The sequence below is a fragment of the Corynebacterium sp. LaCa117 genome, assembly GCF_046717765.1.
GTDB lineage: Bacteria > Actinomycetota > Actinomycetes > Mycobacteriales > Mycobacteriaceae > Corynebacterium > Corynebacterium kefirresidentii.
In genome coordinates this window covers 458,796-480,731 of sequence record NZ_CP177102.1, presented here as the reverse complement: position 1 = coordinate 480,731, position 21,936 = coordinate 458,796, and the positions used below count along the sequence as shown (strand labels likewise).

General features: G+C 57.1%; 17 protein-coding genes and 3 pseudogenes. 9 read left to right on the top strand and 11 right to left on the bottom strand.

Features of this window, described 5'->3' with window-relative positions; translation table 11 throughout:
- Position 1: 1 nt before the first annotated feature.
- The 10 genes and pseudogenes from ACLI1L_RS02475 to eccCb form a co-directional block, all read right to left on the bottom strand.
- Positions 2–259 carry a hypothetical protein gene (locus ACLI1L_RS02475; RefSeq protein ID WP_411707958.1) on the bottom strand — a complete coding sequence of 86 codons (258 nt, stop codon included), beginning with the start codon at positions 257–259 and terminating at the stop codon, positions 2–4.
- Positions 259–2,058, bottom strand: a complete 1,800-nt coding sequence (locus tag ACLI1L_RS02470; RefSeq protein WP_411707957.1) for a hypothetical protein — start codon at positions 2,056–2,058, stop codon at positions 259–261. Before ACLI1L_RS02470 ends, ACLI1L_RS02475 begins: the two co-directional genes overlap by 1 nt.
- Positions 2,055–2,336, bottom strand: a complete 282-nt coding sequence (locus ACLI1L_RS02465; RefSeq protein WP_411707956.1) for a hypothetical protein — start codon at positions 2,334–2,336, stop codon at positions 2,055–2,057. Before ACLI1L_RS02465 ends, ACLI1L_RS02470 begins: the two co-directional genes overlap by 4 nt.
- Positions 2,337–2,481: 145 nt before the next feature.
- Positions 2,482–3,825 carry a phosphoglucosamine mutase gene (gene glmM, locus ACLI1L_RS02460; protein ID WP_411707955.1) on the bottom strand — a complete coding sequence of 448 codons (1,344 nt, stop codon included), beginning with the start codon at positions 3,823–3,825 and terminating at the stop codon, positions 2,482–2,484.
- Positions 3,826–4,014: 189 nt separating this feature from the next.
- Positions 4,015–4,557: a 30S ribosomal protein S9 gene (gene rpsI / locus ACLI1L_RS02455; RefSeq protein WP_049360564.1), complete on the bottom strand. Its 543-nt coding sequence runs from the start codon at positions 4,555–4,557 to the stop codon at positions 4,015–4,017.
- Complete coding sequence (gene rplM / locus ACLI1L_RS02450; protein WP_023020603.1) at positions 4,557–5,000, bottom strand: 50S ribosomal protein L13; 444 nt, start codon at positions 4,998–5,000, stop codon at positions 4,557–4,559. Before rplM ends, rpsI begins: the two co-directional genes overlap by 1 nt.
- Positions 5,001–5,402: 402 nt before the next feature.
- On the bottom strand, positions 5,403–5,690 hold the full coding sequence (locus ACLI1L_RS02445; protein WP_005322746.1) for a WXG100 family type VII secretion target: 288 nt from the start codon (positions 5,688–5,690) through the stop codon (positions 5,403–5,405).
- A gap of 69 nt (positions 5,691–5,759) precedes the next feature.
- Positions 5,760–6,074: a WXG100 family type VII secretion target gene (locus ACLI1L_RS02440; protein WP_023020602.1), complete on the bottom strand. Its 315-nt coding sequence runs from the start codon at positions 6,072–6,074 to the stop codon at positions 5,760–5,762.
- Positions 6,075–6,202: 128 nt separating this feature from the next.
- Positions 6,203–7,327: a type VII secretion-associated protein gene (locus ACLI1L_RS02435; RefSeq protein ID WP_411707954.1), complete on the bottom strand. Its 1,125-nt coding sequence runs from the start codon at positions 7,325–7,327 to the stop codon at positions 6,203–6,205.
- Positions 7,328–9,709, bottom strand: a pseudogene (gene eccCb / locus ACLI1L_RS02430) (type VII secretion protein EccCb); the annotation flags it as partial.
- Positions 9,710–10,350: 641 nt separating this feature from the next.
- Between eccCb and ACLI1L_RS02425 the strand changes: the two are divergent.
- From ACLI1L_RS02425 to ACLI1L_RS02400, 6 genes and pseudogenes are all read left to right on the top strand, one after another.
- Positions 10,351–10,662, top strand: a complete 312-nt coding sequence (locus ACLI1L_RS02425; protein WP_316327666.1) for a helix-turn-helix domain-containing protein — start codon at positions 10,351–10,353, stop codon at positions 10,660–10,662.
- A complete protein-coding gene (locus ACLI1L_RS02420) occupies positions 10,659–14,804 on the top strand; it encodes a DNA polymerase (RefSeq protein ID WP_316327664.1) in 4,146 nt (1,381 codons plus the stop codon). Before ACLI1L_RS02425 ends, ACLI1L_RS02420 begins: the two co-directional genes overlap by 4 nt.
- Positions 14,805–14,969: 165 nt before the next feature.
- Positions 14,970–15,395: a hypothetical protein gene (locus ACLI1L_RS02415; protein ID WP_046203532.1), complete on the top strand. Its 426-nt coding sequence runs from the start codon at positions 14,970–14,972 to the stop codon at positions 15,393–15,395.
- Positions 15,392–15,910: a hypothetical protein gene (locus ACLI1L_RS02410; RefSeq protein ID WP_411707953.1), complete on the top strand. Its 519-nt coding sequence runs from the start codon at positions 15,392–15,394 to the stop codon at positions 15,908–15,910. Before ACLI1L_RS02415 ends, ACLI1L_RS02410 begins: the two co-directional genes overlap by 4 nt.
- A gap of 252 nt (positions 15,911–16,162) precedes the next feature.
- The gene (gene mobC / locus ACLI1L_RS02405; protein WP_316327662.1) at positions 16,163–16,525 is read left to right on the top strand and encodes a plasmid mobilization relaxosome protein MobC; all 363 of its coding nucleotides are present in this window, start codon (positions 16,163–16,165) and stop codon (positions 16,523–16,525) included.
- A 163-nt stretch (positions 16,526–16,688) separates the two neighbouring features.
- A pseudogene (locus ACLI1L_RS02400) lies at positions 16,689–16,970 on the top strand (relaxase/mobilization nuclease domain-containing protein); the annotation flags it as partial.
- Positions 16,971–17,483: 513 nt separating this feature from the next.
- On the opposite strand, the gene ACLI1L_RS02395 reads toward ACLI1L_RS02400, so the two are convergent.
- Positions 17,484–18,983 (bottom strand): integrase core domain-containing protein, encoded by a 1,500-nt coding sequence (locus ACLI1L_RS02395; protein ID WP_411707371.1) that lies wholly within the window; start codon positions 18,981–18,983, stop codon positions 17,484–17,486.
- Positions 18,984–19,463: 480 nt separating this feature from the next.
- Between ACLI1L_RS02395 and ACLI1L_RS02390 the strand changes: the two genes are divergently transcribed.
- The 3 genes and pseudogenes from ACLI1L_RS02390 to ACLI1L_RS02380 all read left to right on the top strand — a co-directional run bounded on the left by ACLI1L_RS02390 (position 19,464) and on the right by ACLI1L_RS02380 (position 21,790).
- Positions 19,464–20,498: a hypothetical protein gene (locus tag ACLI1L_RS02390; RefSeq protein WP_411707952.1), complete on the top strand. Its 1,035-nt coding sequence runs from the start codon at positions 19,464–19,466 to the stop codon at positions 20,496–20,498.
- 137 nt (positions 20,499–20,635) lie between these two features.
- A pseudogene (locus tag ACLI1L_RS02385) lies at positions 20,636–21,207 on the top strand (IS6 family transposase); the annotation flags it as partial.
- A 247-nt stretch (positions 21,208–21,454) separates the two neighbouring features.
- Positions 21,455–21,790: a hypothetical protein gene (locus tag ACLI1L_RS02380; protein WP_317001272.1), complete on the top strand. Its 336-nt coding sequence runs from the start codon at positions 21,455–21,457 to the stop codon at positions 21,788–21,790.
- Positions 21,791–21,936 lie beyond the last annotated feature (146 nt).

The following is a 21,936-nucleotide window of genomic DNA, read 5'->3' as shown; positions in this document are numbered from 1 at the left end:
TTTAGCCCCGCCGCAGCACAGATTGCACCTGCCCCGACGCGTTCCGTGAGCGCGCCGAGGCAGCGCCATATCGGGGCCTTGGCACCGCCGCTTGTCGACGTCCCACTTGCCTCTCCTCCCTCCGTGCCTCCTGCATGGCCTTATCTGCGGACTTTTCTAGCTCGTCCTGCGCTTTCGCCAGCGTTTTTTCAAATTCCAGCAAGCGTTTAGCCGTCCTTTCCCGAAAGCCCTGCGCAAACTCTGCAAAATCATTATTCATTACCACTGCCCTGCCTTTCGTGCCTTAATGGATGGTTCTTCTGGCGCGGGTGCCGCCTCTTGCTGTGGTGCCGCATCCTGCTGTGGCGCCGGCGCCGGTGCAGGTGCTGAATCCGGTGCCTGGCTCGGTGCTGGGCCCGACTCAGGTGCTGGCTCAGGAGCTGGTGCCGACGTCTCTACGGGACCGGCGGCTTGGAGGTGCGCCACCTTCTCCGGTGGCGGCGTTGGCTCCTCTACCTGAGACAGCTCTGGAGGCGGTGCTATAACTCCGTCACCACCAGTTGGTTCTGGTTCAGGGCAAGGCTCCGGTTCTGGCTCTGGACTAGGCTCAGGGCAGGGATCAGGTTCCGGCTCAGGTACAGGATCGGGTTCAGGTTCTTGCACCGGACAGTCCAGTTCGGACATATTCTCCAGACACTGTGCAGCACCTTCCACAATGAGGCCCACGCCAACCAATGCGATTCCGGCACCGACTAGGCCGAGGCTACCGCTACAGGAGGACTCGATCTCACAGCTTTCTGTGCTGTCTTGGCTCTTATCCACACATTCTTCAGTACTCTCCTCGGTATTGTCTGGGCACAGTGGTTCCTCGCTTGTGCCCGATTCAGAAGCGGGTTCGGTATCCATTTCTGGCTTAAGCTTCGGCTCTGGATTAGATTCTGGCTCTGGGCATGGCTCTTCTATCTGCTGCGGCTGTTCTGGCGGCTCCTGCGGCGGAATGATCTCCGCCTGTGCTGGCCGAGTGGTCTCTACTTCACGTTGGGAACGTGCTGGATGCTCGGTCATTGTTTGCTCAGTGCATTCATGGCAATGGCACTCAGCCCTATGCTCTGATGCATTCTCCGTGTGCACTTCCGTCTTGGCTGCAGGCTCGCACTCGGGCTCGGGTTCGCTCATCGGCTCCGGGGCAGGGCACTCCTCCAGTGGAGGAGGCGGTGACGAAGGCGGCGTCGGTTGTGGTGGCACGGAGGTGGCGTGGTGTGATTCTGGCTTGGAATCAGGCTCCGGCATGGGCTTGGGCTCTGGTGGGCACTCCACTTGGGCAGGCTCGGTGGGCTGCGGGGGCGGGCACTCTTCTTTCGGGATTTTCTTGGTGGGCGCTGGAGTATCCGGGCACTTTTCTACTGGTGCGGGACAGGCATCATCTGTAGGTTTTGCCGGCTTCGGACATTCTTCCGGCAATGGGCGCCCACATACGCATTCGCAGCGCGATTCGAACTCGTTATAACAGGATTCGATCGCATCATCGCGGTCGCGGCAGGTGCTGGCGATATTGTGATTTGTCTCTTCGATAATGCTCCCACCGATGGTGGAAAGAATCGGGATGATGAACCTGGCTAAAGGGTGTTTGGTGGCGACCATGGACAAGATATTCAGCAGTGGGATGACCGCTGAGACGAGCTCGGTAAGGGCCGTGTCAGAGACATCGACGACGTCAGCAATAGCGCCCGAGCACTGCTCCGCCGAGCTAGTCAGATGTGCGGCGTCTTGACGGTCAGTAGTGAAATCATCCTGGACACCACAGAGGTGCTCGCGCATAGTGCCTTGCGCAAGCTCGGAATCATCTTGTTGCAAGTACCGCTCTAAGCCGGACCCGCCTCCCTTGGGGCGGTTGCCGCCAACGGCCACAACGGTGTTTTTCACTAAGTTCTCGGGCGCGATGCCATCAACCGCGCCTACTAACTCCCCCAGGAGATTCATCGGCATACTAGGGCCTGAATAGCTGCCTAGGCAGGCGAATTGGAATTGGGAAATAGCGTTGGAATAGTCCCCCAGCAGAGATTTTGTCAGCGCACTCACTTGGTGTCCGCCTCCCCGCCGCGAACAAAGGAGCCACCAAAGGACTCATCAAAATCGGCAAAGGCGCGCACCTGTTCATGTGCGGCGTGGGCCGTGGCGGATAAATTATCCAATCGTTGCCCACCGCGCTCATGGATGCGCGCCAAAACGTCGCGAATGCGCTCACCGTGGCCGCCAAAGTTGCGTCCGGCTGCGGACACCGGAAAACCCGGTACCTCGGCCCGGTGGGCATCGCGTTGTTCGTCGTTATCGGCTACAACCTGTCGTAGTGCGGACATCGCCTCCAAGGGGCGAAGAAAAACCTCAGACACTGGTATATTCCCCCAAATCCATATGCGGTAAAAGTACTCACCTTCATTGGACTGGGGTTTAGACCAAATGGTTCCCTAGTTTTTCAAAATTCTTCCGCACCACATGGCGGTTCTAGACCGCAGCGACGATGGCGGAAAGCCTCCCAGCAACCTTGCGGGCCTGCTCTTTTTCGGCGGCTTCCACCATGACGCGGAAAACTTCCTCAGTGCCGGAGGGGCGCAGCAGCACGCGGCCGGTCTCGCCGAGTTCTTCCTCGGCCTGAGCAATGGCTTCTTGTACTTCGGGGGCGTCCATGATGACGCTCTTATCAGAAACCGGCACGTTAATGAGCACCTGCGGTAGCACGGTCATCACCGATGCCAATTCCTTGAGGGACTTTCCAGACTTTGCCATGCGCGCCATGATGGACAGGCCGGTAAGGGTGCCGTCGCCAGTCGTGCAATCATCCGGCAGCACCACGTGGCCGGATTGCTCGCCGCCCAAGGAGAAATCTCCGCGGTTGAGCTCCTCTAGGACGTAGCGGTCACCCACCGCGGTATGGCGCACCTCAATGCCTTGTTCCTGCATCGCCAGCTTCAGGCCCAGGTTGGACATCACGGTTGCTACCAAGGTGTTATAGCGCAGGTCATTATCGTCTTTCATGCCCACGGCCAACAGCGCCATAATCTGGTCGCCGTCAATCACATTGCCCTCGGCGTCCACAGCCAAGCAACGGTCGGCGTCACCATCGTGGGCCAGGCCCAAATCGGCGCCATGCTCGACGATGGCCGCCTGTGCCTTTTCAATATGCGTCGAACCGCAATCCTCATTGATATTAAAGGCGTTCGGCTTATTGTGGATAGCAATAACCTCAGCCCCGGCCGCCTCATAGGCGATGGGAGCAACCTTGGAGGCCGCACCATTGGCGGTGTCTACAACCACCTTGATGCCGCTCAAATCCGTAGAGACCACTTCCTTCAAATGGTTAAGGTAGCGCTCGCGCCCGTCTGGCGCTTCCGAAATGATGCGCCCCAGCTTGGTGCCAGTAGGGCCGTCTTCAGTGAGGTTTTCCATGGTGGCCTGAATCTGGTCTTCTACTTCGTCCGGTAGCTTCTTGCCGCCGGCGGAGAAGAACTTAATGCCGTTATCCGGCATAGGATTGTGGGAGGCAGAAATCATTACGCCGAGATCCGCGCCATAGTCATCCGTCAGGTAGGCAATCGCCGGGGTCGGCAGCACGCCCACGCGCACCACGTCAACGCCGCGGGAGGCCAAACCGGAGGCAATCGCCGCATCCAGCATCTCGCCGGAAACGCGCGGGTCGCGACCAATAATGGCCAACGGCCGACGCTCATAGGATTCCCGCTGGGCGGTGAATACCTCCGCAGCGGCCTGGCCTAGTTGCAAGGCCAGAATCGGGGTCAGCTTCTTGTTCGCGAGGCCGCGAACGCCATCGGTTCCAAAAAGTCGAGTCATGCAGTCAATTATGCACGCCTGTGCCCAGCGATTGCATGTTGGGGCGGTTTAGGCGAAATCAAGCTTTTGGTTTATCGACGGGTTGAGCACTATTCCTTCCGCCCGCGCTTCCATAAAACGACGAAAGCCGCCGCCTCCAAAAGGGAAGCAGCGGCGTTCGTGGCGCTTGCGCGCGCAGTAGAAGCGAGATTAACGCTTGGAGTACTGCGGTGCGCGACGTGCCTTGTGCAGACCAGCCTTCTTACGCTCAACTGCACGAGCATCACGGGTGAGCAGACCAGCCTTCTTGAGGGCGGTGCGGTCACCTGGGTTGTAGATGTTCAGTGCACGAGCGATAGCCAGACGCAGGGCGCCAGCCTGACCGGTTGGGCCACCGCCGTTGACGGTGACCTTGAGGTCGAACTGGTTCTCGCGCTCCAGCAGGGTAAGCGGCAACAGGATGTCCTGCTGGTGCAGCTTGTTCGGGAAGTACTCGCCGAACTCGCGGCCATTAACCACGATCTGGCCGGAGCCAGCAACGAGGCGAACACGAGCGACGGCGCGCTTACGGCGTCCGACGGTCTGGATCGGGCCCTCGTGTACCGGAGCGGCAGCCTCGACCTCTGCCTCAGTCTCCGCGTTGGCGCTAGCCAACGAATCACCGATGGTGTTGGTGAACTCTTCGGTAGCGGCGCTTGCTGCAGCGATGTCAGCAGCGTCGGCTACGTTGTTGTCGATGTTCTGCTCAGACATTACTGTGCCACCTGCTTAAACTCGAAGGTTTCCGGCTTCTGGCCGGCGTACGGGTGCTCTTCGCCTGCGAAGACGTGCAGCTTCTTGATGGAAGCGCGGGAGAGCTTGTTGTGCGGCATCATGCCGGCAACGGCTTCTTCGATAACGCGAACCGGGTTGGCGTCCAAAGACTGACCCAGGGTCATGGACTTCAGGCCGCCCGGGTAGCCGGAGTGACGGTAGCGCATCTCGCGGCCGCGCTTAACGGAAGAAACGTGGATCTTGTCAGCGTTGAGGATGATGACGTGGTCACCAGCGTCAACGTTCGGTGCGAACTGTGGCTTGTGCTTGCCGCGCAGCAGGTCTGCAACGGTGGAAGCGAGCTTGCCCAGCACCACATCAGTAGCGTCGATGACGTACCACTTGCGGGTGATGTCACCGCTCTTTGGGTGGAAAGTAGACAATTTGACTCCTTGAAAGTCTGTCTCGGAACTGCCGGCCAGCGCTAAGCATCCATCCACTCCCGTACAGCGGCCGGTGGAGACCTGCAGGGAGCGCTTCGCCAGCTGCTAACCGACGAGCGAACACATAGGTCTCCTACCCTACTTGCTCACCTGCTCGAAAACCAAAACGCCGAAACCGGTACCTTCCGCGGCTCAAACGGAAGGTACCGGCTCGTGGGTGTGGACTAGAAAGGTACGACTTGAAAAGGTGGAAGAGAGGAAAAGAGGTATTGGTCAAAAAGTGCTCACGCTGCAATCTTTTGCCAAGACTGCGGCTGCGTCCGCCTCCTGCCACTCGGGTGTGGTCAGTGGCACCGCAAGCTCGGCCAAGACAGCCTGAAACAGTGCAGGCGGGGCGCGGATCTAACCCCAGCTTGCGGCGGCGCGACGATTAACGTCACTCATTGCATCATTGCCCTGAGAGACGGTCTTGGAGATGGTCGCGAGCACGGTATTGAGTTCCTGAGATGCCTTGTCCCACTTGGCCTGTGCCTGGTTATAAGCCACTGCGGACTCGCCCTCCCAAGTGCTCACCATCGGCTGCAGCCGCGCCTTCAGGTCTGCCAAGGTGCTGTTGATGCGACCTGAGGTGGCGTTGATATCAGCTGCGGCGGAAGAAATGGCACCGAATTCGTACTTGATCTCGGACATGTGGTGGTGGATTCCCTTCTGTGAATCTATAGGTTTTGGTCAGTGGACTAGAGAACTGTGCAGTGCGGTTTAGAGGGCGAGGCCGCCACCAACATTGGAGAATGCCTGGGCGTTTTCTGCTTCCACGTTGTCGAAGTTGTGGGCGTTGCTGCGGATATTGTCAGAGATAGAGGCCAATGCCTCGCGCAGCTGTTGTGCAGAGGTGTTGTAGCGCTGCATCAGGTCATCGAAAGAGACCTGGGCTTGGCCTACCCAGCTTCCGCGCACAGAGTCGACGACTCCCTGCAGGCGAGTGAGCTCGCCTTGGACTTCATCGTTGGTGTTATCGACTTTGCCGGCGGTGGCAACCATGACATCGGCTTGTGTCTTGAAAGTCTGAGACATAAAAGTGCGCCCCTCCTTAGGACGGATGAGATTGTGTATATTCCCCCGAAAAAGCATCTGTGCTTTCTCACCTTTATTGGACTGAACTTTCCACCAAACGGTTCCCGCCTGGGGCAAAGTTTTTAAGACTATTTTTTGACCAGGCTTTCCGTAGCCATGCGGCAGGCTGCCTTTTGCACAGCATTGGAATTGTGGCGGGTATGGCACCCCACAGACATCTGATGCCCACGGTCTTCCCAGGTAGTCCACTCCACCAAAGAGCCGTCCCCTGGGTCTTCGGTATAGCTCAGGCGCCCGGCCTTATCGGTAGCATCGCGTAGCGCCGGGTCTTCGTCGACCTGCGCGCGGATTTCTTTAAAAAGTGCATCCGCCGGAACGTTAAACATTTCATCCGCCGCCAATAGGATACGCAGGTTCGGATCCTCCCCGGTGGCGGTAACCAACCCATCTTCTACCTTGGTATGAAACCCGGTGGGAACGACCACAGACATCCCCTCAATATCTAGATGCTTCTCCCCTGGATTTAATTCGTTACCACCTGGTTCTGTAGTATCCACGGCACTGGACTCTGGCGAGTTGGGCACGGATTCCATTGCGCTGTCGCGGCTCGGATCTGCAGCGCGTGGTTGTGGGCGGGAATCACCTGAGGCGGCATCACTGTCTGCTGAATCTCGTGCGCCGATAGCCCACCAGGAAGCTCCGGCAACGGCAATAATGACCACTGCAATTGCGAGGTGGAAGATATCAATAGCCCCGAGCCAACCGCGCAGCCGGTCGGACCAGCTTGGTGTTACTGGCTCATCATAGGCTGGCGCTTCCATCACTCTGGTGGGAGAAGCTGGTTCCGCAATCTCCGTAGCCGGATGAGTAGGGGTTCCAAATGAGGTTGACGTAGCTAACGAGGAGATAGCTGGTTCTGGGTCAATGAGCCGCACCCCGGTGACTTCCAATTGCCGGCTGACGATGGTGGTGGCCTCCTGCGCAATGTCCGTGCCGGACGAGTCTGCCACCACGCAAGCTTCCACGTCGGGCCAGGACGGCCCGGCCAACTTTGCAATCTGATCCATGACCTGGCCCAAAGCCCAACCTTCCACGATGCCGGTACCCGGCAGGTCGTAGCGGTATACCGAATCAGGCCCTTCAAAAATGGTGGCCGCGTCCAGGATCGTGACGGTAATTGGTACAGCGTTAGTCTCCCCACCGTCAGTGATTGGGGCGTCGGTGTGCGAATTCGCGCTGAGGTTGGTGGTCATTTACTTCTCTCCTTCTGGGTACACCACTTGGGCGACGCCGAGGTTTTCACCGCGGATGCTCCACTGACCGCGGCCGGGTGGTTGTTGGCTGGGTTTAAGGCCAAAGATGGTGCCTTCGTCCCGGTCGGCGTCGAAAAGCAGCAACGCTGGTTGAAGATCGCGCACTGCAGAGAAGAATTGACCGAAAAGGGCGCGGCCAATGCCACCGGACTTGCGAGCGACGATGAGATGCAGGCCAATGTCGCGGGCGTGCGGGAGTAGCTCCAGGAGCGGTGAAAGGGCAATATCGCTCAGCAGGTCCGCATCGTCGATGACCAAGTAGATATCTGGCCCCTCCCACCAGTCTCGTGCGGCGAGCTGCGCTGGGGTAATATCCGGGCCCGGCAGGCGGGATTCCAGTGTCCGGACAGTATCGAGAATGGTCTCTTGTGCACTTGTCTGCGTTGCGGCATAAGCGGCAACCATGTCTTGGTTCAAGGTTCCCAAGTGGGCCCGCCGCTGGTCGATGACCACAAGGCGAGCGTCTTCCCGCGCGAAGGCGCAGATACCGCGCATTATTTGTGCCAAGAAGGTGGACTTGCCGCAACCCTGCGCTCCTATTGCCACTAGGTGCGGCTCGCGCGATGGATTCCACGTCAGCGGATCGAGATCCCGTCCGCCGATGCCCCAGGCGATCTCGCCGTCGGGAATGTCCCCTTGAGTAGCAAGGGCAGACGGGGTGAGTACCGCGGGCAGCATCTTGAGTTGCGGAACTGGATCGGCTGCGGCATGAACGCGGCAAATGTGGGCGATGTCCTGGTTTGATGTGCGAGCTAGGAGCATATTCTCTCCGGCCAAGGTGAGCCCGCGGCCCGGCGCGCTGGGTAGCTTCTGCTGCAATTTGCGGTCAATAAGCGAATCCAAGGACTCACCAAGGCGCAGCTCAAGTCGGTTCGCTATGAGGTCGCGGATAGCGGGGCGCATCGTGGTCCACCGCGAGGTGGCAATGACGACATGCACGTGGGCAGAGGCGCCATCGGCGACTATCTCTGTGACTTTCTCCGCTATGTCTTCAAACTCCGCGTTGGAGGTGCCTATGTGGTGCCAGCCATCGATGACGAGGAAGGTTGCGCACTGTTCCGGGCGGCGAATAAGGCCGGCTACTTCGTCCACAATGCGCCGCACCTTTTCTCCCTCCTCACGCCCGGCAACTCCGGCAACGTGGGGCAGTCTCTCCAGAGACGCTAGCTGACCGCCGCCCAAATCGATGACGTAGAAGCGTGCTGCCTTGGGGCTATGCCGTAGCGCCAGAGCCGAGACGATGGTGCGCAGCGCACTTGATTTTCCTGACTGCGGGCCGCCGCATAAGGCCATGTGCCCGCCGTGCTGGTGGAAATCGATTATCAGCTCATCTTGGCGTTGGTAATACGGTCTATCGATAATGCCGACAGGAGCCAGCAGCGTCCCGTTACCTGCAACAGACGACGAGGTGCCCACGTCCGCTCCGCTAGACAGTCCGGGTAATGCAGATAGCTCAATGACCGGTGGTAGCGGCGGCAGCCAGATACGGTGTGCCGATTGATCACGCAATTGGGCTTCTTCTGCCGCGGCGCGCACGACCTCGCTAAGCACAGTGGTGGTGTCATCGAGAACAACCACAGGGCTAGTGCTTTCTTCCTCCTCTGCCCAACCTCGAAAGAACTGCACGCGGCCGCGGGCTGCGGCGGGTCCGTCCCCATGAGCTTCAGCTATCGCCCGGCGCGGCACGGGCCCAGAAACATAGGAGGCTTGGAAACGAATCAACGCCTCGGCATCAGACTTGAGGTAGCCCGCGCCGGGTTGGCCGGGCAAATGGTAGGCATCGGTCACGCCCAATACTTGGCGGGATTCCGCCGAAGAGAAGGTTTTTAGCCCGATTCGGTAGGACAGGTGGGAATCCAGCCCCCGCAACCGGCCTTCTTCGAGTCTTTGAGAGGCTAAAAGCAGGTGCACGTGGAGACTGCGCCCCAAGCGGCCGACGGCAACGAAAAGTTCCGCAAAATCAGGGTGCTGGCCCAAAAGCTCCGAGAACTCGTCAACAACAATGACCAAGGCGGGCAGTGGCCCGTGCTCGCGTACTGCAGCGGCGGAAGCGTTGTACTCGCTGACGTTGGCGAAGTTTCCGGCGGTGCGCAACAACTCTTGGCGGCGGTTCATCTCGCCGGAGATGGCATCGTACATACGCTCTACCAGCGTAGATTCTTCTTCCAAGTTAGTAATCACCGCAGAGGTATGCGGCAGGTGGTCACATCCTAAGAACGTAGCGCCGCCTTTGAAATCCACCAGTACGAGGTTCAGCTCGTCCGGGCTATGGGTAGCCGCAAGCGCGGTGACAAGGGTGCGCAGGAGCTCCGACTTAAATGAATGTGGGTTGTGGGTACTATATAGCATTTCCATACACAGCAGCACGGCAGCACGGTACAGCAGCAGGTGGGGGTTAGGGGGCTTACTTTTAACCCTGCGCTAGAAAATAGGAAAATTTAAAAGGTTTTGTGTACCTAAGCTTCCATTTTTTCATGTTTTTGTATAGAGGGCCGAAATCCAAGCCCCATAAGCCCCATAACCCCCACCAAAAAGCACGCAGTAAGGCTGATAGCACCGGAGCAATCTCGGACGGTACCTAGGCCGCGCCAACCCCTACATGTCCCGTACCTAACGGCGGCGACCTGTGCCGAAAAAGTGCTCTTTTTTCTTGACGGCTGGCGGGTTGCTCCCTATACTTGTCATCAGTGTCGATTTTCCGTTATGCGAGGGAGTCGGCAGGGATAACCCCGAGAACAATGCTTAAAATGGGTAGCCCCGACGGCACGAGCATGCCGTTTCTCCGACGATAAAAGATACATCCGCGTAAGTCCTGGAACGGCAAGCCAGGCTGGGGACAGAGGTTGGGTAGGGAGTTAGCGCTCCCGTAAAGCGAAGCTGCGCACGGTGCTCTCAGACCGCCCAGATATAAGCCGGGAACGCACCCCTCTCCGGATAGCGATTAATGCTGTCTGGAGTACGCTTTGTCTTCCTCTGTTACCGCTCCTGCGGTCAACCCCCGTCTTTCGTTTTATACCCTCGCTGACCTCACCGACATGGGTCTCGGCAGCGCTGACGTTCTGCGCGACAGGATTAAGCGTGGCGAGCTGGGAGCACATCTTATCGGCGGCACGTACCGAGTAAGCCGCGCCGATCTCGATGCTTACTTAGCGGCATGTCACCGCCCGGCGACTGTCGAGGATTTCATCGATGCCATTGTAGCTGTTGCGCCTGCTTTAAGTGAGGAGCAACGTTGCCGCCTTACAACTGTTCTGTCTGGGGGTGCAGCGGCGTGACACATAAGAAAAGCGCCCCGGAGAGCGCCTCTCATAATCTGAACAACTCTGATTCTACTGCCTCGACTGTCATAAGTCCAGACATTGACCTTAATTCAGACCATCTAGCTGAGCTTCATGCCTCTGCTATTAGCGATGAAACAATCGCTGCAACTGGTGTCTATACTGCCTCCACCCGTGACGAGCTGCCTGAGCCGTTGCGCTGGATTGCAGATAGAAACGACACCCTTCCGGCTTTGGTCTATCCAATGGTTGAGGCCGGGCGCGGTGTGACGTGGCAAGTAAAGCCACAACCTGGTTCTTTGGTGGACGAGGAGGGGCGACCCCGTAAATACATCTGCCCGAAGAAAGAAGGGTCGAATATCTCGCCGTCGTTTATCGAGCGGCGACCGATTACGAGTGCCACACGTCGCGTGCTGGTGGTCGAGGGCACGAAGCAGGCTCTTGCTGCGATGACCTGGACTGATGACACGACTGCTGTGTACTGCATCCCTGGTATTCAGACATGGATGGGTGGCGAGGACGGGCCTAACCCTGCTTTTGCCCGTCTTAAAGGGCAGTCTGTCTACATCATCCCTGATGCTGATGCTGGCTCTAACCGTGCTGTCTACGACGGTGCGCAAGGCCTTGGTGAACACTGTAAGGCGTGGGGTGCATCCCCTGTCCGTTTCGTGCGTATGCCAGGCCACGGGTCGCAAGGGTTAGATGATGTCCTTGCCACTGTGGACGATGGCGAGCGCTCTGAGATGCTTGAGCTGTGGATTCGCCGGGCGCAGGCTAAGCCTGCCAGCAAGATGCCGAAGCGTGCTAGCAAGAAGCAGCGCAGCAACACTGACGAGACTCGCAACGACTCGCGTCCGAAGCTTCATACCGACTTGCCGCCTGAAACGCTATGGGATCGAGCTTGGGAGGCAATTGAGAGTAAACATGCAGGTGTGACACTGTTTCGCCAGGATTCTCGTCCTGTAATGATTTCTCGGCGTGATGGCCAGGCTGTCCTGGTGCCGGTAGACCGTGCAACGGGGCGGCGTCTGGCTGCTGCTGCTTTCGATTTGGTGCGTGAAACTGACGATTCCACCACTGTCGTGGCACCGATGGACAAAGATATCGACGTGATTTTCACTCCTTTCTATACCGATAGTCTGCCGCCGCTGCACAGCGTGACGCGGTCGCCGCTGGTTACAGAGACTGGCGAAATTATCACGCGCTCGGGTTACCACAAGGGCACGGGTGTCTATGTAGACCTCGACGATTCCCTTACCGGTATCTCTGTGCCAGATAAACCAAGTGATCAGGACGTGGAGAATGCAAAGGTGCTGCTTGAGGATGTTCTCTACGATTTTCCGTGGGTAACTCCTGCTGATCGCACCCGTGCTCTCGGTGCTCTGCTAACACCTCTGGCGCGTCCGATGCTTACCACAGCACCTATGCACGTGATTTCTGCCGTGCGCCGATCCTCTGGAAAAGGTCTGCTCACAGATGTTTTCCATCTGATCGCAACAGGCGAGACTGCTGCGGTGCAGGACTTGCCTGGTACTGAGACAGAGATGCGGAAGGTAATTGCGTCGAAGCTTTTTGCTGGTGCTGCAACACTTTTCCTCGACGAATGTAGCGTCGGTGTGGATAGTAAAGCTCTATCTGCCCTGCTGACAGCCGAGTCTTATACCGACCGCATCCTTGGTGAGTCGCGCATGATTTCGGTACAAAACAACCTGTGCGTGTACGCAGCCGGAAATAATATCGCTGTTGACGGCGACCTGGCCCGCCGTGTCGTTCCTATTCTTCTCGACCCGAAGTGCTCCAGGCCTGAATCTCGCAGCGGTTTCCGGCATCCTCACCTGCGCCGATATGTGCGTGCTCACCGGCGTGAACTGCTGGCAGCGGCACTGACACTAATCCGTGCATGGGCTGTGGCTGGCAGGCCATCGCCTAATGTGGCCGGCCCGTTCGGCTCTTTCGAGGGCTGGTATCACGTGGTCGGTGGCACTTTGGAGCACGTCGGGTATGCCGATCTCACGACAGACTTGGAGGAGATCCGAGCACGGTATAACGCTTCTGAGCAGGAAAACGCTGAGCACCTAGCGTGGCTCTATGAAGCAATGGAGGGCGACGATTTCCGCGCCTTCGACGCGGAATGCAAAATCGCTGACTCCCGCGACTATGTCCCTCTGCCTGAGGGTCTGGTTTCTTTGGACGAGGTCTCAGCACGCCGCCTCGGGCGTGTCTACTCCCGTCTGCAAGGCGCGTGGATTGGTGGATACTGTCTTGAAAGCGCTGGTGTAAAGCACCACACGAAGCTTTTTCATGTGGTGTGCGAGGATGACTGGGGTGGTGGCCCCGGCCCTGGTGCTGGTCCCGATAACAGTGTGCCGCCAGAGCCTTCTACCCCTGCAACACCTGAGCCTTCGGATACAGATAGTGTTGACACGCTGGTATTCGACTTGGAGACCGGCCGTGCCGATCACCTGCACGTGACGGATGACCCTGGCTTTGTCCGGCTGGCTACTTACTCCATCAATGGTGCAGAACCTGTAGCTACAACCGATATTGCAGGTGAGCTGCTACCTCTAATCGAGCGTGCAGGCGTGGTCGTAGGCCACAACATCGTCCAATACGACCTAGCTGCGCTACAGCGTCTTTATGGTCTCGATGTTGAGGCTCTGGTGAAGTCTAACCGTGTGCATGACACTCTCGTCATGGCGCGGCTGGCTGCAGGTGGTGCTAAGAACTTAAAGTACGACCTCAATGCTGTCGCGTCGCGTTACGGCGTTGGTGGAAAGTTGCTCAAAGATGGGAAAACAGTACTTGACGCGCAGGCGGAGCAGTTTGGTGGCTTCGACAAGATACCCACCGATCACCCTGACTATGTCAAGTACGCGCTCCAGGACGTGCGGGCGAACACTGCCGTATACAGCAAGCTTCTGCCTGAGACCATCGACGCAGTGGGCGAGGAATATCTCCAGCGTGAGCACGAAAAGACGTACGCTCTATCCGTCGTGGAAGCGAAAGGTATCCGTGTAGACACCGGTAAGGTCGAGGCTTTTTTCGCGGAGGAAGAACAGACGAAAAGCAATATCCGACAGTGGCTAGTAGACACTGTCGGTATGCCCGACGAAGGTACGTCGCCATGGGCTTCGGTAGATGGCAAGCAGGCTATTGCAGACTACTTTGGCCGATTCGGTGCCGAAGTGCCGCGTACAAAGAAAGGTGGAATCTCGATTAGCGGTAAGGCGATGCAGGAGCTTGCTGAGCAACATGCAGGCACCCCCGAGGTAGTCGAGCTGGCGACTAGGATGCAAACACTGCTGCAAGCCTCGACGCCTGCTGCGACGATTAAAAAGTATCTGCACGGTGACCGTGTGTACCCGTCTATTAAGCCCAGTCAGAACACTGGACGCTTGAGCACCAAAGATCCAGGTATGACGGTTTTCGGTTCTCGTGATAAAAGGCTTATCCGTCAACGCGAGATGATCCTCTCGGATAGTGCTGACGAGGTTCTTATCAGCGTGGATTTGAGCCAGATTGATGCTAGGTGCATGGCTGCTGGCAGCGGTGACGAGCGCTACTCAGAGCTATTCGCGCTTGGTCGTGACGCACATACAGAGATGGCTGTCCGTGTATTTGGCGATAAGTCCCGCAGGTCTGAGGCTAAAGCTCTCGGCCATGCGGCAAACTACGGCATGGGGCCAAAGTCGTTTGCCGACCATGCTGGCATCTCTGTTGTTGAGGCTCGGTCTCAGCTTGACCGCCTGCATCGTGAGTTCCCGGAGCTGGAGTCCTTCAAAGAGTCTCTGCGTAAAAGCGCCGAGACTCGTGGCTGGGTTTCCACCGGCTTCGGTCGCCGTGTCGCTGTCGCACGAGATAGGGCTTATACCCAAGCACCGGCTGCATACGGTCAAGGCACGGCCCGAGACGTATTCCTGGAGGGCGTTCTCAATCTCCCGAGGGAAGTCCTGGAGATGGTACGCATTTTCGTCCATGACGAGATTATTCTCTCGGTGCCACGCGAGCGTGCTGAGGGGATTAAGGAGTGTGTGGTAGCCGCCTTTAAGGCTGTCGAGCTGCCTTCCTCTGGTGGGGTCTCTGTCCCTGTGCTCTCGGATTCAGCTGGCCCTGGCGACAACTGGTCTGAGTGTAAGTAGGCGGTTTGCATGCAGCTCTCTCGCAGCCCTCCCCTAGACACTTTTATCGTCACAGAGACGTTAACAACGTAGGCAACATACCCCTGGGAAGCCTTGAACCATCGGGTGCTTAACCCAAGTGCCCGATGGCACCGAAATACCGCAACCTAAAGAAAGGAGTTGGCCATGGAGCCACAATCACCGCAGCCACCCCGGACACCTCGCGGCGGGTCGAAGGAACGCTACGAAGCCGAGGAATCTGCAAAAGGCCTTATCGCAGGTTTAGTCGGCCTAGACTGCGCCGACATCATTCGTCGTTCTAATCGCGTCCAGGAGATTCTCGAGGATCTTGCCCAACACGCTCCCGCAGAGGGCGTGTCCCTGGAGCAGCTTAGGGAGGAGAGGAAAAAGGTCGATGCCGAAATAGACCAGCTGTCACGAGAGCTTGACGAACGCGACAGGAAAATGCAGGGCAAGCCCAACGGCAATCCCCCGGGCCAGCCCGAGCGCAAGCCCCGTAACGTCACGGTTAAAGACCCGCGATTTGCCCCTCTTTTCCAGAATGAACCAGAAGAAAACGACACAGATAAAGGATGGGAACCAGAACTATGATTACGAAGTCTCAGACCGCCTCTGCGATAAAAAAGTTTGAAGCTCGCCTGGAGAAGCAGAAGCGAGAGGAAACCGAATTGGCTGCGGAGTTCGAGGAAATTGAGCGTAGGTTAGGCAAAGTTCTCGCCGCCTGCGTTTATGAACCGTCGAGCAAATGGGCCGCATTTCTCGACCGTTCTGTCCGGGAACTGCTCGTGGAATGCGGCACACAGGTGGCCCCCTCCCGCGAAGAGTCCGAGGAGGACGAGAGCGCTCATCGCGGGGAGGACGAGGGAGCTGATAAAGGCTCCGAAGTCGATTCCGAAGGCTCGACCGAGCCGGAGGAGTCGGAGGACGAAGAAGCCGATGAAGGCTCCGATGACTCTACAGAGTCGGAGGAGTCGGAGGGTTCTGAGGACTCCCACGGCGGGGAATACGAAGAGGCTGACGAAGCCTCTGAGGCAGATTCCGAAGGCTCCCCAGAGCCGGAGGAATCCCCCGCAGGCCCGGAGCAAACTGACCACTACGGTCAGTGAGCGTAGGACCAGAGGGTCGAGGGAGAGAATCTCCCTCGCCAGCGCCACGAGACACCGGAGGTGCCCGAGTGGCTTGCTGGCCGCCTGTTAGGGAGGGCCGTCTTTGACGGTGGCGAGTACGCCTGAAGCTGCGCAGCAGATTCAGGGGGCCGACACCGGAGAAGCGTGACCCTCACTAACAGACTGTGGCCCTGGCTGCGTCAGCAGCCGGGGCCACCCTGCCACAGTAAGTATGGAAAGTAGGAGGTGGATATGCGAGACAAGTTCTCGACATATTCGCGGACAACCGTGCGCCTCGACAAGGATTTGGACAAATTTGTCGAGGAGGTCGCACGGTTCGCAGGTGTGCAAAAAGCAGTCGTGTTCCGGGAAGCTCTCTATGTCCTCGCAGAGGAGGAGAGCGTGCTAACGCAAAAGCGTTTGGCCCCGGACACGCTGCGCCGGTGGGACGAGATGAACGAGCAACTGCGCCGGATTGGCATCAATCTGAACCAGCTGGCTCGGCGGGCAAATATCGACGGGACTGAATCGGTGTCCGAGTTGGTAGAAGGCATCGCTGACAAAGTCGATTCTCTCCGCCAGGAGGTGAAAGACTTTGTCCACAATCAAGATTAGCTACAGCCAGAACCTCCGCGCGGCGACAGTGTATGCCGTCTACGGAACGGCAGACAATGCCCGCAAGGGCCGGGCGCGAGCTGATGCTTTATGCACGGTTCAACCTAATGCTGAATCGTTCTCGCCGCAGGCGACATCTGGCCGCTGGTCTGGAGTGGACTTCATGGAGGCCAGTGTGGACGAGATGGAGCGTTATGCTCCGTCTCAGCGCACTGACGAAGCAATTATTTATATCCAATCGTGGGCGAAAGACGAGCTGGATAAGGACAACCCGGCTGATGTAGCTCGGGCTAATGCAGCCGGTTCAGAGCTGGCGATGCGGCTGACTAAAGGCACGGGAGTTCCGTTTACCGTTGCCACGCACACCGACAGTAAAAGCGGCTGCGTCCATAACCATATCGTCTTTGCCAACCACGACCCGCAGACAAAGAAGGCTGCACCGAGGGACATGCGTAACTGGTTTAAGTTGCGCAACGTCAACGATGAGTTGATGCGCGAGTTGGGGATGCGTGTCCTGGGCAAGCCGGGAGGCCGTCAGGGAGGCAATGGAAGCAAGCCGATAGGTAGCAAGCCGAAAGACAGCAAGCCGATAAAGCCGGAAATATCGCTACTTCCTGCCGAGCGCAGGGCACGCAAAGAGGGCCAGTCCACCGACTCGACGGGCCTGGGCGTGGATGAATTAACAGCAATCACCTGGGCTGATTTTGCTCGCAAGCGCATAGATGAGCTGTGTGCTGATGAACGAGTAGCCGATGCCGAGGACCCGCTGACCAAGGCGCTAGAGGTTGCTGGCGACTACAACCTGTCCCTAAAAGTGTTATGTCCATGGACTTTTTGGACACGGAGTCCAGTAACTTTTTGGGCTAGGAGTCCAATGACTTTTTGGACGTGGAGTCTCCCTGCTTTTTGGGCAGGGAGTCTTTGGTGTTTTTGGACAGTCTCTAGCTCGTCTTACCGGTTATGGTTTCTTTCGTCTCGACGGGCGCGGACGCGACAGGATTGGTTTGATCTCTGGTGGTCGGCGGTGCCACATTCCTTCGACATGCCCGATGTTGATCTGTCCGCCGGCTGGACGCTCAAGTAGCTTGATGGGCAGTGGGAATGAAAACAGTGCTTCACCATCATGATCAGTGAAGAACTCAGCGGTGTCATCGGTAACGTGGCTGTATATGAGCCGGTTTTTAAACCGGAGTCCTACATAGAATCCATAGCCCAGGATGCGCACCACTCCGCTTTTGTTGATCCACAGTGTGTCGGGGATACCCCAGGCGTTGCTTGACTGGGCGGATAGACCGTCTACGGTGGGACTGACGGTAGGAGATGATTCTTGCTGGATTGGTTCGTTATCGTCATCGATGGTTGTGGGAGAAGCTGCAACTTCTCCCACAACCGGCGCCATCGCCTCTTTAACCCCATTCTCGATACGATGCTCGTGGTGTATCGCGCTTTCTGAGTGTGTATCCCGGTATGACTTCACAATCTTGGCCCACAGCATATCCGGGTCAATGGGTTGTGTTGGGGATTGAGCGTGGGCGAAGTGCTCACGGGCTTGGGCTGGAGTGATGTGCATTTTGCCGACTAACAGGCCTTGATGGCGGCGCCTGGTGTTGTAAAACTCGCGGTAGTCGTCCAACAGCTGTTGGACGTGCTGAAGTGTCGTAGGTTGGCGTGCATCGAGAAACTTGGTCATGGTTTGATGCGAGCGTTCATCTTTGCCTTGGGTTTGCGGGCCAAAACCTGCAATGGACCAGATACCTTGGGCGGCGAGCCAGCGCTCGGTATCGGACAATCGGCCCCGGTGATAGGTGGCAAAAGCTTCACCGTTATCGGTCAAAAGTTCCTGCGGGCGACCATACGTTTCTATTGCTGCGGCCAAGGTAGTGCGAGCATCGAATCCGTTTTCTTTGGCGGCGAAGGCTTGTGAGCCCAGATCAAACCGGCTGGCATCATCAACCAGCTGGTAGATAGTGATCTGGGTATGTGGAGTGTCAAAGAGTCGGTAGACAAACCCGTCGAGTTGCCACAGCTCATCGACCTTATCGCGTGCCCAGAGTTTATAGCTTTTACGAGGACGTTTACGGGCATTGGCCTCAGCAACACCAGCTTCGTGGAGCCAAAGCGCAATCGTAGACCGTGCCGGTGGGTGCTCTAAACCAAGGTCATCAATGAGGTAGTAATAGATTGACCACGGGCCATAGTCACGTCCCTGGGCCTTGAGCACTGATCGAGCTGTGATGACTTTCTGACGAAGGTGATCATCGTAGATTCTGGCTGGGGAATGCGGGGCGGTGGAGTCAGGCAGGATGCCTGCACGGCCGCGTTGTTCAACGCGGCGTTTGATGTTGGCATAGGTTTGGCGAGATACGCCAATATCCTTGCAGAATTGGGTGACGGTTCGTCCGTCTCTTACTGGGTCGAAGTCCGCTATTTTCTTGCGGAGATGGGTTGAAATAGCCATCTTGGTATTCCAACCCACCGACTGTCCAAAAAGTCTTGAGACATCACGACAAGGAAGTCTTTGGACTCCGTGACCAAAAACTATCTGGACTCCCCGTCCAAAAATCCATTAGACTCCGTGTCCAAAAACTCCATAGACATCACAACCTGTCCCTAAAAGTGCAGCCTAACTCAAAGACCGAGGGTGAATCGTTAACCGTGGCCCTGGTCGATGATGACGGAGAGGAGGCCTATTTCACGAACACCACGAAGGCAGGGCGTACCCGAAAGCGTAAAGCAGCTAAGGCCGGCTCGAAATTAGGCCGCAGCTATTCGCTAGAGGGTGTGACCGAGCGCGTTAACGAAGCTCAGGCAGCTCTCGTTGCGCGGCAGGAGGTGGAACTCCAAGCTGATGCAATTGACGATGACCTGGAGGCGAAATACGGCTCCAGCCTTCTCGATGACGAGGAGGAAAACTACTACTCCCAGGAGGGATTTAATTATGGTCTCAGTGACCGAGATGACACAGATAGCCCAGGCAGCAGCGAAGGGCAAGATGGAAAGCGTCTTGAAGGTTTTCCATCCACGCCTGAACAAAGTGGAGAAGGCTATCAAGGCGACGCAGGAGAAACTGAAGAGTCTGCCGGAGAACGCGGGGGAGATTATCAACAGTCTGCCCAGCGACTTCTCGACGCGATTAGCGAAAGTGGAGACCGAATTAGGAAGCGTAAGGGGCAGGCTCGCCGAGAACAAGAACTACGTGAGCAGCAGTCACTTCCAGGAAACGATGATGGGAGTGCAACAGATGATCACCGGCCTGATAAAGAATATCGAGGCACTGCCCAGCGGCATGGACGGGGTCAAGGGAACTCTACTCGAGCTAAATCAGCAGATGTCGCAGCTCGTAAAGCTACAACGGGAGGTAATCAGGGCAGCACAAAGTCCCATCCAGCTCGACCGGTCTTCCAGCCAAGCAGTAGCCCAGAGCCTCAACAACCAGATGACGGCCAGCCTGACTACTGACCTGGAGCCACTGGTAGCAGTAGCGGTCTCCGAGGCAATGTCGAAAGAGTCGGAAAGCCTGCACAAGGCAGCAAAAGCCTCTGACAAGGCCCGCAACGCCTTGCTCCAGGAGAAGGAGGCCAACGAGAAGCTGCTGGAGGATATACGAGCAGAGCGCAAGAAGTATAACGAGGACATGGCAGCATCTAACAGGCACTTTATTAAGGCTTGCCAGTCTGCCGCGTGGATTGCAGCCAGTGTTCTCTTCGTTGCTATTGCACTCGTTGCTGTCGGAGCCTTGGGGAAGGGGCTGCTAAGTATGCTCGGCATACCCGACGGCGTGTCTGCCTTGTGGGGTCACGTCCAGGAGGCCGAAGGTGTTGCCCCAACACTGGGCTGGTTGGCGTTAACACTTATCGTCATAGGGGTTCTTATAGCGCTTATGACCTGGATGCTGTCCCAGGCTGCGCCGGGTATTGCTCACTTGGTCGAGGAATATCGTCGCAATCACCCGAGGAAAGAAACGAACCACTAACTAGAACACGTGCACCGTAAAAAGTAAAAATCCCCACAACACAGCGTAGCGGTTAACCGCTACGCTTCTTTTATGCTCTCTCTGGTGCTGTTGCAAAGTTGGGGCAGTAGGAAGGGCGACGTGAAATAATCACAGCCATGGGTATCTTCTCCCGCCGTCATTTCCCCCCCGTGGCATCATTCTGTGGGCAGTAGGTGGTACTGCCGCTACGGGGTGAGCTACCGCGATCTGGAGGAAATGATGACTTCAACGGGGCGTGCCGGTTGATCACACCACGATCTACCGCTGGGTCTAGAAATACGCGCCTGAGCTGGATAAGCAAACACGGTGGTACCGACAGGTACCTGACTGGCAGGCCAGTTCCTGGCGGGTGGATGAGAGCTATATCCGGGTCAGCGGCAGGTGATGCTACCTCTATCGGGCGATCACCGCCGGTGGCCAGACCCTAGACTATTACCTCTCTCCGAAGCAGAACGTGGCCGCAGCGAAGCGTTTCCTAGCCAAGGCCGTCAGATCCAATGCGTCAGCCGGGTATCCCAGAGTGATCAACGGCGGTAAAGCACCCTCCCTAGTCAGGGCAATCGCCGAGTTGAAGTCAGTGGGAATCTGGCCGGCAATAGTGGAACACCGGCAGGTGAAATACCTCAACAACATCCTGGAAGGCGACCATGGTCGACTGAAGCGGATCCTCGGGCCGAAAGACGCGTGGGCCTGACCCCCGGAAAGTGGACACGTCGGGGGTTAGGCCCCTCGAATACGGGAACTATCGTAGACGACGATAAAACTTACACTGCGACTGTTAACACTAAACCGTTTAGAGAAGCATGCAAGGTTTAATAGGTAGAATCTTAAACAACAGTAACCAGGCTAGAATCTTTGTACTCTTTGCGCGTACGGACGCTACGTATGACGAGGAATTCGTCGGAATAGCTTTAACTAGGGAGCAGGAGCGTGCCATGGGCGAGCATGTTGATTCTTCAGATATAACCTGTTGGACTGAAGAAGTTCCCCTTCAAGGCTGGAAGGGGGAACTAAACAAGTGTCGTTTCCCGAGACTTGTTTATCTCGTTTTTAGGGAAGGGTATGCGCAACATTCCTCCGTGCGCTACCAGGAAATAGGCCCAGATATATTGGCCGCATTTACCACACGTGAAGCAGCTCAAGCTGATGTTGTTTCTCGGCAGAAAAAGGAGCCTGCATTCTTGCCGAGTGAGTTTCATATATGGGAAGTCGAGTTCGGGGCTTTGACCGAAAACTTCCGTGGCCAAGGTCCAGAAATCCCCATGTACTGAGCAGTCCGTCTCGGCGGCTTTAGACTCTGTTGCAGGGAAGAACGTAAGCATCTATACCGCTGCGAAATGGTGGAATGGACTTTGATAGAGGTTAATATAGAGCGCGCTTAGTGGGCCCTTGGAGTCGCGTATCTAGGGTGCGTAGG

Bases quoted from the DNA above. Each gene is read 5' to 3' on its own strand.
- ACLI1L_RS02475 (WP_411707958.1), bottom strand. From the start codon at position 259: ATGAATAATGATTTTGCAGAGTTTGCGCAGGGCTTTCGGGAAAGGACG.
- ACLI1L_RS02465 (WP_411707956.1), bottom strand. From the start codon at position 2,336: ATGTCCGCACTACGACAGGTTGTAGCCGATAACGACGAACAACGCGAT.
- glmM (WP_411707955.1), bottom strand. From the start codon at position 3,825: ATGACTCGACTTTTTGGAACCGATGGCGTTCGCGGCCTCGCGAACAAG.
- rpsI (WP_049360564.1), bottom strand. From the start codon at position 4,557: ATGTCTGAGCAGAACATCGACAACAACGTAGCCGACGCTGCTGACATC.
- ACLI1L_RS02445 (WP_005322746.1), bottom strand. From the start codon at position 5,690: ATGTCCGAGATCAAGTACGAATTCGGTGCCATTTCTTCCGCCGCAGCT.
- ACLI1L_RS02440 (WP_023020602.1), bottom strand. From the start codon at position 6,074: ATGTCTCAGACTTTCAAGACACAAGCCGATGTCATGGTTGCCACCGCC.
- ACLI1L_RS02435 (WP_411707954.1), bottom strand. From the start codon at position 7,327: ATGACCACCAACCTCAGCGCGAATTCGCACACCGACGCCCCAATCACT.
- ACLI1L_RS02415 (WP_046203532.1), top strand. From the start codon at position 14,970: ATGGAGCCACAATCACCGCAGCCACCCCGGACACCTCGCGGCGGGTCG.
- ACLI1L_RS02410 (WP_411707953.1), top strand. From the start codon at position 15,392: ATGATTACGAAGTCTCAGACCGCCTCTGCGATAAAAAAGTTTGAAGCT.
- mobC (WP_316327662.1), top strand. From the start codon at position 16,163: ATGCGAGACAAGTTCTCGACATATTCGCGGACAACCGTGCGCCTCGAC.
- ACLI1L_RS02395 (WP_411707371.1), bottom strand. From the start codon at position 18,983: ATGGCTATTTCAACCCATCTCCGCAAGAAAATAGCGGACTTCGACCCA.
- ACLI1L_RS02390 (WP_411707952.1), top strand. From the start codon at position 19,464: ATGGTCTCAGTGACCGAGATGACACAGATAGCCCAGGCAGCAGCGAAG.
- ACLI1L_RS02380 (WP_317001272.1), top strand. From the start codon at position 21,455: ATGGGCGAGCATGTTGATTCTTCAGATATAACCTGTTGGACTGAAGAA.